Raw genomic sequence first — 12,302 nt, forward strand, 5'->3', positions numbered from 1 at the left:
CCTTGTTTGTATATTTTTATACCAAACGTTGGGACATATAAACAGTTAKGGGATGGTCAGGGGACGAGTCATATTTTTCACAAAGGGGGGAAAGTCCCACTAGGAGGTTATTTCAGGCATTGCAGCCTTATTTGACTCCTAAACGTATCGCACTATCCCTACYATTACAGCAGGGCGTTGGCTTCTGGTCACATCTCACATCCTCTRAGACTTGCGGTTACACTTATCCCTACTGATATCTCGACCAGATAATCAGAGTCTAAGAGGATTTAAAACGTTCCGTTTATATGGGCATTCCATCTTTAGATTTGTCCTCTCCACCGGGGTACTTTTAAAGGTCTGTGTAGGTATTGACGAGATTATCCTACTTTTCCCCTTACTCTTTTGAGCGCAGCGTATCAACCTATTTCGCTACTTCATTATTACGATGGTTCAAGCCGGACATTCGGTTTCCCTAATCATGGATGGTTGGCAGTGGTCTCGATTCTGGTGTTGGGTTACACCTTGGAGCCTTCCGTTCCCCGCTTCAATCCTGGGGTTGTGATTCCCAAAACTGGGGGTGGCTATCGCCGTTACCCTGAATATCTAACTTCTACTTATCTATTTGTAGAATTTATATAAGTAATTTGTATGAGTTAGTTTGTTTTGACCTTGGGTTCCCTGCCTTGATTTGTATCGTGGGATACTAATCGTTGGGACATATAAACAGTTATGAGGATGGTCACGAGTGCGCTCCTTATATTCAACCAAGGGGTTGAAGTCCCCACCAGGCGGTTATTTCAGGTATTTCAACCTTATTTTATGCCTGAACGTCTCGCACCAATTGCTTGGTTGTAGCAATACCGACAAGCGGCCAGCCATTTACGCCAGACTTTATTTAGCTCTGGGCTGGGGTAAATCCGGATCTTCTTTGACCTGAGTTTTGTATTGACTCCGTCCGTATAATCGGGAACTGAAGCAGTGGAGGATGGCGAGGATGTCCTCAACCATTTCTGGTTCTCGACTGAGACTTGTCTCGTTGAGAACCATGAGTGAGCACCTGTTTTGCTCACAGAGCCATCGAAACAAGTCCCATCCAAATCTGGCCAATCGGTCTGGGTGGGCAACGACAACCATGCGGACATCTCCTGACAAGACTTGTMCCAGTCAGGCCAGCATTTTCTTTCCCTTGAAGTTGAGCCCGCCTCCGATTTCGGAGACGACTTCTGCTTMGGGGTAGAGGTTGGACAGTGCGGCCACCTGTCGGTTGAGGTCGGACTGCTGGGCGCGGCTACTAACTCTGGCATAGATAACGACTTTGCGTTTGTCACTGCCTGATTTGGCAGCAGTATATGACTCAACGTTGTATCGTCGTTGCCCAGCGGGGGTTCTAATGGTCTCGATTGAGCCATTTTCGTCCCATCTGCGGAGTGTTCTTTCATGGACTCCAAGGATTTGGGCCGCTTCCTTGGGTTTGACGTATCTGGCAATAGGTTTATCCTCAACTCTTCTCGCTTATTATACCGTATTGCCGTAAAATGTTAACCTAATTTGAGATGAAATCATGCTCCTGAATAGTAATTAGACCATCCCCAAATAATCGGGTTTAGTTTGTTTATCAGGGTGCATCTCAGTTAGGAAATGAGTGATTGTACTTAGTGCAACCTTCACCCACAGCCCTACATAATGAGCGAGGCACCACTCACCCTCCCTCTACTCATGGATTCTCAGAAACCAGCTCAACTCCAGCAACACCTTGACGCGATTGCGGCCATTCTCTACAGCGAAGCTAACCCTGCTATCACCAGACTAGGATTATAGACTACCAGGCTGGGCAGGAAGCGGGGCAATCGATTGGTACTGTGGGTTAAACCCCAACGGATGCTTCAGTTAAGTGTTCCCTGGTGGCTTAACTGAAAAAGACTTTACTAGGGAATCCTACCGTCAGGGATAAGTGACGGTTCCCACCCCGAGGATTAGAGGGGCTATGTCTGTGAACGAGCAAGGCGTAAATAGTCGTTTTGGACATGGGTTCGATTCCCATACGCTCCATTTTTGGCAATATTTCAGAAGCCCGGTTTCTCAAAGAAGCCGGGCATTATGTATGTTGTATGTATGTTGTGGTATGTAGTATGTAGGTTGGGTGAAGCGCAGCGAAACCCAACTTCCCAGTGTAGGTTGGTGTGAAGCGCAGCGAAACCCAACTTCCCAGTGTAGGTTGGTGTGAAGCGCAGCGAAACCCAACTTCCCCAGCCGTGAGTGAAGCGCAGCGAAACCCAACTTCCCAGTGTAGGTTGGTGTGAAGCGCAGCGAAACCCAACTTCCCAGTGTAGGTTGGTGTGAAGCGCAGCGAAACCCAACTTCCCAGTGTAGGTTGGTGTGAAGCGCAGCGAAACCCAACTTCCCAGTGTAGGTTGGTGTGAAGCGCAGGTATGTAGGTTGGTGTGAAGCGCAGCGAAACCCAACTTTCCCAGCCGTGAGTGAAGCGCAGCGAAACCCAACTTCCCAGTGTAGGTTGGTGTGAAGCGCAGCGAAACCCAACTTCCCCAGTGTACCATTGTAGGTTGGGTGAAGCGCAGCGAAACCCAACTTCCCATTGTAGGTTGGTGTGAAGCGCAGGTATGTAGGTTGGTGTGAAGCGCAGCGAAACCCAACTTCCCCAGCCGTGAGTAAAGCGCAGCGTAACCCAACTTCCCACCCATGAGAAACCCCATTTCCCGGAGAAAGCGGGTTTCTTTTCGGCATTTATGGTAATGTAAAATCAGGTATCAATAACCATCCTGATTATGAGCCAGTGTCTGAACCCAGACTGCCTCCACAGCAACCCCGAAGGTTGTCAGTTCTGCCAAAAATGTGGTAGTAAACTCCGACTGGTTGAACGCTACTATGCTAAAAGCATCCTCGGACAAGGAGGGTTCGGACGCACATTTCTGGCTGTCGATGACTTCAAACCTTCTAAACCTCCCTGTGTGATTAAGCAATTCCTTCCCCAGGCGCAAGGAACCGCTACCCTCCAAAAAGCCGCCCAATTATTCGACCAAGAAGCCCAACGTTTAGAACTCCTCGGCAAACATTCCCAAATCCCGGAACTTTTGGCTTATTTTACCGCTGATAACCGTCAATATTTAGTTCAGGAATTTATCGAAGGGCAAACCCTACAACAGGAGCTAGATAATCAAGGCGCTTTTACCGAAAATCAAATCATTGCCCTGCTCAAGGATTTATTGAGAGTTTTGCATTTCGTCCACCAAAATAAAGTAATTCACCGGGATATTAAACCGGAAAATATCATTAGACGCGCCAGAGATAAAAAGTTAGTCCTCGTGGATTTTGGGGCGGCTAAACAGGTGCATAGCAAATCTCTGAGCGTCACCGGAACGGTTATCGGTTCGGCGGAATATTGCGCCCCGGAACAGGCGATGGGAAAACCTCAATATGGGAGTGATTTATATAGTTTAGGGGTGACTTGTTTATATCTGCTAACCCAAGCGAGTCCGTCGAATTTATATGACCCATTAGAAGCACAATGGGTGTGGCGTGAGCATTTAAATGGGAATCAGGTGAGTGATAAATTAGGCAAAATCTTAGACCGTTTGGCTGAGACAGTCTTTAAAAAACGCTATCAATCTGTAGCCGAAGTGTGGGCAGATTTACAGGGATATTCTGGTCGTAAAAATAGTACCAATACAACTCCCCAACCTGTAGTTATCAAAACTCCGCCTAAACCCCCAACCCAGAAGTTTGAATTTGATATCGTTACGGTCAATTCAAAGGGACAACAAATTAACTGCCGTCGCGGTCAGGCTGAATGTATTATCGAAGACCTGGGAAAYGGTGTRACYCTGGAGATGGTAATGATTCCGGGGGGAACCTTTATTATGGGTGCGCCGAGTGGTGAAGYACAAAGTTMTGATSATGAAAGACCCCAACACCGAGTCACCATTAAACCCTTCCTGATGGGGAAATATCCGGTTACCCAAGCACAATGGCRACAAGTGGCTAGTTTCCCCAAACTCCAACGGGACCTGAGCCCAGACCCCTCAAGATTTAAAGGATTAAATCTTCCCGTTGAAAAAGTTTCATGGTATGATGTAGTTGAGTGGTGTGCCCGCCTCTCGAAAAGAATCGGCAAACCCTACCGATTACCCAGTGAAGCCGAGTGGGAATATGCAGCCCGCGCCGGAACTACTAGCCCCTTTCACGTCGGTGATACCCTGAGCACCGACCTCGCCAACTATGATGGCAGCTACACCTATGGCTCAGGACCCAAGGGAGCCTACCGCCAAAAAACTACCCCCGTCGGTCAGTTTCAACAAGCCAACGCCTTTGGCTTGTATGATATCCACGGGAATGTTTGGGAGTGGTGCGCTGACCCCTGGCACGACAGCTACAAGGGTGCGCCTTCTGATGGTGGTGTGTGGGATGCTGGTAACGATAATCGTTATCAAAACTATATTGAATATTTAGTCAACTTTTTGAGCAACACAAACAGGAGGGGGAGGGTGCTGCGCGGCGGTTCGTGGAACAACAATCCTGGTATCTGCCGTTGTGCCTTCCGCGACTGGTTCGTCCCGGACTTCCTCGTCAACAGCCTCGGTTTTCGGGTAGCCTGTGCCCCCCCGACTCTTAGCCCTTAGTATGTAGTATGTAGGTTGGGTGAAGCGCAGCGTAACCCAACTTCCCCCAGCCCAACCTGGTTTCGCCAATGCGGAACCCGGGACTTGAAGCAAAATTACAACCTATAACCCCCATTCTACCCTCACACTGATGCACTCAAAAGCGATCGCACATTTAGGAGTGAGTGCCAAATGAAGGCCCCTAAGTATTTAGCCTAGAGGGTATTGTGTTGTCGATTTATTGAGGGTTAATCATCAAGCTGATATATTACCCTAAGAATTGCCTTAATCTGTGGCAAGTCTGGATTGATACCATGATTGGTTAGTGCTTGCTTTGCCATATCTAGCGGTAATGGCTGCTTTTGATGTCGTGTCAGGATACCTAACTCTGTGGCAAGGTTGCGACGTTTTTTGTACTTGCTGTCATTAACCGTTACCGAGTGACCAAACGAACGCGCCCTGATTTCCTGTGGTATCCCGTTCATCTCTCCCAGTTGGTTGGCTAGATATCGGAAAGCTAATGCTTGGGTGAATCCCCAATTATGGTTAGTTAACCATTGTCTGTGGTTACGATTAAAGCCCGCTGGGTTCTTAGGTTCAGTAATAGGTAAACAGACGTTATGAATCCCTAGACGGTTAATCAAAGCCTTGTCTTTTGACATTGGTATTGCTAACCTTTGACCTGTTTTGGTGCTACTACCAAAGCAAGTAAACTCACCAATCACTAACACTAACTCAATGTTATTGGAGTCACTTATCGCGGGGAACGTTATGCCGTCAACCGTGATATCCTTGGTTAAGTTTTGTCCTGCTGCAATCTCTGATGGTCTCAATCCATATAAAGCACACATTGCTGACACCCAACACCAACCATCACGAGCATTATTGTCTGTCAACCGTCCATAATCAGTGTTACGTTCCTTGTCTAGCAAGCCTAGCAAGGTATCCAAGTCTATACTTTGGGATTCAGCAAATACTGTCTGGGTAGGGTCAATCTTTTCCATCTTCTCTAGTGCTTTCTTGCATCGAGCACGTTCCGCTACCTGTCTTAGTCGGTAGTATCTGTCTTTGAATATTTTATGACCTACCGGACTACTGCCATCTTGTAACGGGCTATATAACGCTTCTTTTATACCCTCCCAGCTCACATAAACATCCCAGTCTGTGACTTTGTTAAACACAGTAAGAAAACAGCGTTTAAATGAACTTTGGTCACTAGCCAGATCACGGGAACGTTTCCGCTTAGTGTTCTTGTGTACCCCATTAAAGTAATCATCCTCCATTTCTTTAAACACTTGACGATAGGTGATTAAGTCGTTTTCCATGGGAACTTTGGATTCATCAAGGATAGTAGCCTTGTACCAGTCCAGCCATTCAGATACTGACTTAAATTGTCCATCAAGGGATTTATGGACTAACCAAGCCTTGTCTACAGCCTTGCGGATACCCTCTGGAGTAAATTGGCAATTACAGCCCCGTTGCTTACGTCCCCCAGTTTCTGGGTCGTTTGTGATGTCTAGTTGGATTGTCCCCCGATTGCGCTTAATCCTGACACCCTTGGGACATTGTTGGCGGGATAAGTTGAAAAACTCAAGGATATCTTGAAAACCTTGATATATACCGCTGTGCGTACTGTTTGTACTTGTACTCATTTTACACTCACTCCTAATAATGCGATCGCTTTCGAGTGCATCAGTGTGACGGTAGAGTAAGGGTTATAGCTTTTATGGTGGGTTCGACCCCTCTATTGTCCACTAAAAGCCTCTTCTGGCTAAGGTTAACCGGAAATAGTGAAATAGTTTTTAAAAATGCGATAACCGGGTTAAGCCTTTCCCAGTTATCGCAGTCAGGATAAAGTTTTACAGAAAATGGAGCATATGGGAATCGAACCCATGTCCAAAACGACTATTTACGCCCTGCTCGTTCACAGACATAGCCCCTCTAATCCTTAGGGCGGGAACCGTCACTTATCCCTGACGGTAGGATTCTCTAGTAGAGTCTTTTTCAGTTAAGCTACCAGAGAACGCTTAACCGAAGCATCCGTTGGGGTTTAACCCACAGTCCTTAACGGAGTCAAACCGTGAGTGCTCGAACCTATAGGAGGTATTCGTTATTAAGCAACAGCGGCTTTAACGCGAGCGAAAGGTACGACGTTGTTCGCACTTACATTTTTTGTGAACCTTTGATTTTCGAGAGGAGGCTCACTCTCGGCCTGAATCACAAGGTCGGTTTGATCGTCCTGTCGAAACCAGTAATGCCCCGTGTATACAAATAATGATAAATGATAAATCCCAGACTGTCAAGGGCTTTGGTGAAACTGTCTGTGGTCCGCAAGAGTTAAGGAAGGGGAGGGGTTTTTTCGGGGCGGGTACGTCATGGCACTACTAAGACCCGCCCCCGGCGGCTAAACAGCAGCAGTGGCAGCCAAAACGGCATCGGCTTTTTCAATACCTTCGCGAACCGATTGAGCGCAACTGTTGAGTGCTTCGCGTTCATTGTCTGTCAGGTTTAATTCCAGAACCGCTTCTACGCCTCGACATCCCAACCAACAGGGAACCCCTAGGAAAATATCCTTCATGCCATATTCTCCCTTGAGATAGGCAGAAGTTGGCAATAGACGACGACGGTTGAGTAAAATAGATTCTACCATAGTCCGCACGGAGGAAGCGGGAGCATAATAAGCGCCGCCAGTTTTCAGAAGTCCGACTATTTCTGCCCCCCCATTACGAGTGCGAGCAATCAGACGATTAATGGTTTCAGTATCCATTAACTCTGTAATGGGAATGCCATTAACTGTAGAATAACGGGGAAGGGGAACCATTAAATCGCCATGGCTTCCCATAACGGTTGCATTAACATCAGCAACGGAAACGTTTAATTCTGTGGCGATAAAGGCTTGGAAGCGAGCTGAGTCTAACACTCCTGCCATTCCCATAATCCTAAAAGGTTCGATTTGGCTGACCTGCCAAGCTATATAAGTCATTACATCCAAAGGATTGGTGACTATGATAATGACTGCATTAGGGGAACTAGCGATCGCATTAGTAACAGCACGAGCCACAATAGGGGCATTAGTTTCGATCAAGTCGTTGCGGTTCATGCCGGGAGTCCTAGGGCGACCGGCTGTAATTACGACAACATCTGATCCAGCAGTATCTGCATAATCATTAGTTCCGAGAATTTTGCGATCGTGACCTTCGACTGATCCGGCTTGCATCAAGTCTAGGGCGACCCCTTGGGGCAAACCCTCGACGACATCAAGCAAGACGACATGGGCGACATTACTCTCTGCTATGCGCTGGGCTAGGGTACCACCTACTTTACCTGCCCCAATGATGGAAACCTGGGTAGGGTGACATGAAGGAGGAAAAAACATACTAGAAGCCATCTGCATATACCAATTAGATTTTGATTAACGGTCTGCCAGACGGGAAGTAAAGGCTGGTTGGTAAGGGGTAGGGCTAATTTGAAGCCTCCCCTACTGCCCCTAGGGATTATGGGCTATTGATGCCCTACCCTGGGGGTGTTAGTAGTACCCCAGCCTAGTTATGTCAGGATATAGGATTAACCGGGTGATCCGATCGCCCATGGAGTCGCACATGGCTATTTAGCGGGTTCCAATTGGTCAATCCGCAACCATATAGCTGGTGTAGGGACTCGACCAAATTTGACAAAGGCATAATCTCCCTTAGTTTCCATGACTTCCCCCTTAGTTTCAAACAAATAGGGAGGTAATCGGGAGTCGCTGGCGGTCACTTCTAGGCTATTTTCTAATTTTTCCCGAATGGCGTGAACAAAATCTCCGCGTTTAATAGTCATAGCGAGCAGGATAATAAATGAATCTATCCCAAATTTTAAGGGCTTGTGAGTTAATTTGATGTCAAGGATTGTGCGATAGCCACGCGAATGTTTACAAACAAGGTATTCATTCTCTGTTGTACTTGTTCCGGCTTCCCATCTAACGAACGGCCAATTACATTTTACCGTTACAGATGATAGACGTAGCTTTATGAACATCTATCTTAACAATCGAGATTTAGGGGAGATCACAATTGAGTTGAGGTTGACACATAGGACAGAAATGGGTTCCCCGTCCCGATAGTTTAATTTTAGTGATGGGGGTTTGACAAACTCGACAGGGTTTCCCGCCACGTTGATAAACCCAGGCGTGGCTACCGTAGTTGCCGTTAACGCCTTGGACGTTGAGGAAATTACGAATAGTTGTGCCACCGTCTGCGATCGCATCTTGCAAAACCTCGACAATGTGGGTATAGAGGCGATTAAGTTGGTCTGGACTGAGACGACAGCTAGGAGTTGTGGGTTGAATTCTGGCCAAAAATAAGGCTTCGTCGGCGTAAATATTGCCCAAACCAGCTAATATAGATTGGTCTAGTAAAGCTGTTTTAATGGGTCTTTGGCTGCGCCGTAGTTTGGTGGCTAAATACTCAGGGGAAAATTCATCGCTAAGGGGTTCTGGTCCCAATTCCCGCAAACCAGAAATCACATCCATGACCGCCAGATGGGGGGGAACCAACCAGATTTTACCAAAAGTCCGCTGGTCAACAAATCTCAATTCTCGTTCTTCGGGCAAAAACAGTCTCACTCTGGTATGTTTTGGCAGAGACTGGTCAGAAGTACACCACAAAAGTTGTCCGGTCATCCGCAGATGCACACCCAGCCAGCCCCCGTCGCTTGTCTGGGTCTCGATAGGGTCTTTTGATGTGAAGATAGGATTTGATGGCTGTGATGGGGCTTGTAGTTGCGCTAACAGATATTTTCCTCGCCTATACCAGTGGTTAATGGTAGTGTTGTTGATTTGGGCGATAAATTCCACAGGACAGGGGTGGGCGATCGCACTATCTAAGAGGACATCCGCACCCACTATAGGCTGATTGAGGGTAGTCTGATTTAGACCCTTTCTAACGGTTTCAACTTCGGGTAACTCTGGCACGGAAAAATAAGCAGGTATACAGTCGCTGCGATTAAGGTATTGACAGGCGGCAGGGACTGTCTGACACTGCCGCCACGAGATTAGCCGAGATCAGTCTAGTTTACTTCTTAGCTGCCTTAGCTGGTGCTTCTACTTCGATCAACTCAGCTTCAGCAAAGTTGTTAGTGTTAACGCCGCCATCAACACCGCAGTAGGCGTTGTAGTTGACCTTATCAAAACGAACAATCACAGGATAGCGAATCCCGCTTTTATCCACGGAAACAACTGTTCCCACTTCTTGGAACCAATAGGACTCTTTGCGAAGAATGCGAACTTTAGAACCACGTTGAACCATTGGTTTATTTTCCTCTATGTCTAAAATGCGTTAATCTTCAGCCTACTACTGGATCAGCCATCTGATTCACTTCAGTTTTTTAAGTTTTATTGCTAACCTACCCACAGGGTTGGGGCTTCCGTGAGGGAGATTTCCCCAAAACTGCTGATTTGTGGTGACTTCGACGCTTCACTCTTGCCGTCTACCATCGCGGAAAGTACCGGGGAAACGTTGTCCGGCGGTGTTAATGAGAACGCCTTGGCCGTGGGGGATACCGCCGCGCAGTTCTCCTTCATAGCGAAAACCGTTAGGGAAGGTGCAATTGCCTTTTCCGTCAAGGGCTTGATTAAAAAATTCTCCTTGGCAGGTAGTCCCATCTGTGCGGGTTAAGGTTCCCTGTCCAAAGGGTCCCCCGGCAAAAAATCTTCCCTCAAAGCGATCGCCATTGCTATAAACAAACTGCCCTCTGCCGTGGGGTTGGCTGCTAGTGGTACCGCTACCGACTTCTGTGACGAGTTGAAACTCACCAATATAGCGATCGCCATTGGCAAAAATCACCGTTCCGTTAGTAATCTGGCCATCTCTAAACACTCCCACGACACGGGAATCATCAGCAAAGATAAACACACCTTGACCATTAGGGAGACCATTGCGAAATTCTCCCTCAAAGCGATCGCGGTTAGCATAGACAAAGATACCGCGTCCTTCTGGGCGACCGTTGACAAAACTACCGGTGAAATTATCTCCCCCTTCATAGTTGCACGTCACCTGGCCGGTAGGTAGTTGTCCTTCACAGATAGGGGGGCGACCGCCTTCTGTTTGGGCGTTGGCTGGCAGTGTGACTAACAAAGCAACAGATCCACTCAAAGCCATTGTGCTGAGGAGAGACTGGGTGAACGGTCCTAGGGTAACAAAGCCAAATTTTTTAACTAAATTGAACATAAAACTAAACCCATGACATTGATAATTCCCTGGTTATCAAACCCAAGGATTTTTAGTTCAATGACTAACCTAAACCACCGGGGATATGGCTCCAAGGCAGCCAGAGGATAACCACAACCCCCAGTTAGTTAGGACTGATTACGAACAAAATTGTTGATAGTTTGTGGCATTACAATCATGTTAGCTTCATCCCCAAGGGGTCCGCTAACCTCACCTACCATTCTAGCAACTTCAATGCCGTTCTGCTCAAAGATGACAATCGGATCGCTGTCTCGGCTAAACTTGACGCGCTTAATCAGAACTTCTCCCCCGGCAATGCGTTGACCAACACTCACATAACGACTGGTGGGTTCATTAGGAGCCTTAACAATAATTCTGGTGTCATCTCCTGTTCTGAGGACTCCTGTTACTTCTATGGCACGAGCTAAATCAGTGGAAGGGGGTGGAGGGGGTGGAGGGGGTGCTGCTGGTGCAACGGGAGGGGGAGCATTGGGGTCAACCCATGCGGGTGGTCTGGAAGTGAGGGGAAGTTGAGGCAGATCTGGCACTCCAGCTACAGCTAGATCTGGTAATCCTGCTGCTGGTTCAGTAATACCGGGTTGTCCGTTGGCTACGCCTGGCTGTGCGGTAGGGGCTCCTGGTCGTCCGTTGGCTACCACTGGCTGTGTGGTAGGAGCTCCTGGCTGTGCGGTAGGGGCTCCTGGTCGTCCGTTGGCTACCCCTGGCTGTCCGTTGGCTGCGCCTGGCTGTGCTGTGGGGGCTCCGGGCTGTCCTGGCACGGTAGTAACGGCAACAGGAGTTCTCCATTGGGGCGGTTGCATAGCTACGGGAAGACTGGGTAGGTCAGGCACTTGTTTACTGGGTAAGGCGATCGATTCACTGTCTGCTTGCACGTCTGGGGGTCTATCTGCAATAACCGGTGGAATCGGTCCAAAGGGGTCAAGTTGTTGACCAGGAATTGGAATAGTTGCCGGTGCAGCAGGTACTCCATTTCTGCCGGGCAGAAGCTGTCTCAATCGTTCCTCTGATTTGGTAGACTGAATCAAACCTGCTTCTGGCGGAGGAGTTTCAGTAACTAGAGGATCTTCAAATGGTGTTTCTGCTGTAGTTTCCTCTTCCGATGGGTCAACTGGGGTTGTTTCTTCTGTGGGAGTTGGAGTCAATGTAATTTCCTCCTCCGGTGGCTCCGAAGCACAACCCCCTAGCCAGAGTGATAAAACCCCCGCTACAATCACAAATAGAACTTTACGCATTGCCTATCCCCAATGATGCTGATACATTTACGCGACATTTATCCGGCTATTGCCTGACAATGCGACGATAGCACTATTACCCGTTAAGGTAACAGAGGCGGTATCCCGCAAAGCTTTTAGAAAGATTCCAAAAGCACCGTTCCAGTCCCTGGGTAGAGTGAACCCACACTCAGGACATCGGAACACTTTTGAGCCACCTAGCTGGGAATGCATATTACCACAGTGAGTACAGGTATTGCTGGTTTATT

Annotated in this window: 10 protein-coding genes, 1 other RNA gene and 2 pseudogenes; 1 reads left to right on the plus strand and 12 read right to left on the minus strand. The window is 47.8% G+C overall.

All coding sequences use genetic code 11. The features are described from left to right. Positions 1-794: 794 nt before the first annotated feature. The 3 genes and pseudogenes from B9T16_RS19805 to B9T16_RS19815 all read right to left on the minus strand — a co-directional run bounded on the left by B9T16_RS19805 (position 795) and on the right by B9T16_RS19815 (position 1,613). Complete coding sequence (locus B9T16_RS19805; RefSeq protein WP_410245578.1) at positions 795-905, minus strand: helix-turn-helix domain-containing protein; 111 nt, start codon at positions 903-905, stop codon at positions 795-797. Further along, a pseudogene (locus tag B9T16_RS19810) lies at positions 874-1,470 on the minus strand (IS607 family transposase). Before B9T16_RS19810 ends, B9T16_RS19805 begins: the two are co-directional and overlap by 32 nt. A 71-nt stretch (positions 1,471-1,541) precedes the next feature. Further along, on the minus strand, positions 1,542-1,613 hold the full coding sequence (locus B9T16_RS19815) for a group II intron maturase-specific domain-containing protein (RefSeq protein WP_071941266.1): 72 nt from the start codon (positions 1,611-1,613) through the stop codon (positions 1,542-1,544). A 1,152-nt stretch (positions 1,614-2,765) separates the two neighbouring features. Between B9T16_RS19815 and B9T16_RS19820 the strand changes: the two genes are divergently transcribed. Next, positions 2,766-4,616 (plus strand): SUMF1/EgtB/PvdO family nonheme iron enzyme, encoded by a 1,851-nt coding sequence (locus tag B9T16_RS19820; RefSeq protein ID WP_410245574.1) that lies wholly within the window; start codon positions 2,766-2,768, stop codon positions 4,614-4,616. A 227-nt stretch (positions 4,617-4,843) separates the two neighbouring features. Here the strand turns inward: B9T16_RS19820 and B9T16_RS19825 are convergent, their stop codons facing one another. The 9 genes and pseudogenes from B9T16_RS19825 to B9T16_RS19865 form a co-directional block, all read right to left on the minus strand. Next, positions 4,844-6,247: a recombinase gene (locus B9T16_RS19825; protein WP_410245575.1), complete on the minus strand. Its 1,404-nt coding sequence runs from the start codon at positions 6,245-6,247 to the stop codon at positions 4,844-4,846. 214 nt (positions 6,248-6,461) lie between these two features. Beyond that, positions 6,462-6,856: a transfer-messenger RNA gene (gene ssrA, locus B9T16_RS19830) on the minus strand. Between the two features lie 143 nt (positions 6,857-6,999). Beyond that, positions 7,000-7,983: a malate dehydrogenase gene (gene mdh / locus B9T16_RS19835; protein WP_006616588.1), complete on the minus strand. Its 984-nt coding sequence runs from the start codon at positions 7,981-7,983 to the stop codon at positions 7,000-7,002. A 215-nt stretch (positions 7,984-8,198) separates the two neighbouring features. Beyond that, entirely contained in the window at positions 8,199-8,414 is a 216-nt protein-coding gene (locus tag B9T16_RS19840) for an NAD(P)H-quinone oxidoreductase subunit O (protein ID WP_006616587.1), read from the minus strand. A gap of 217 nt (positions 8,415-8,631) precedes the next feature. Beyond that, complete coding sequence (locus tag B9T16_RS19845) at positions 8,632-9,546, minus strand: DNA-formamidopyrimidine glycosylase (RefSeq protein ID WP_410245576.1); 915 nt, start codon at positions 9,544-9,546, stop codon at positions 8,632-8,634. Positions 9,547-9,646: 100 nt separating this feature from the next. Beyond that, positions 9,647-9,880, minus strand: coding sequence for a photosystem I reaction center subunit IV (locus B9T16_RS19850; protein WP_317270373.1), 234 nt, complete (start codon positions 9,878-9,880; stop codon positions 9,647-9,649). A 168-nt stretch (positions 9,881-10,048) separates the two neighbouring features. Continuing rightward, positions 10,049-10,801 carry an MORN repeat-containing protein gene (locus B9T16_RS19855; RefSeq protein WP_410245577.1) on the minus strand — a complete coding sequence of 251 codons (753 nt, stop codon included), beginning with the start codon at positions 10,799-10,801 and terminating at the stop codon, positions 10,049-10,051. Positions 10,802-10,929: 128 nt separating this feature from the next. Next, positions 10,930-12,054 (minus strand): hypothetical protein, encoded by a 1,125-nt coding sequence (locus B9T16_RS19860; RefSeq protein WP_035737108.1) that lies wholly within the window; start codon positions 12,052-12,054, stop codon positions 10,930-10,932. 27 nt (positions 12,055-12,081) lie between these two features. Then, positions 12,082-12,297, minus strand: a pseudogene (locus B9T16_RS19865) (zinc ribbon domain-containing protein); the annotation flags it as partial. Between the last annotated feature and the right edge of the window lie 5 nt (positions 12,298-12,302).

Origin of the sequence: Arthrospira sp. PCC 8006 (assembly GCF_046480465.1) — a bacterium.
Classification (GTDB): Bacteria; Cyanobacteriota; Cyanobacteriia; order Cyanobacteriales; family Microcoleaceae; genus Limnospira; species Limnospira platensis.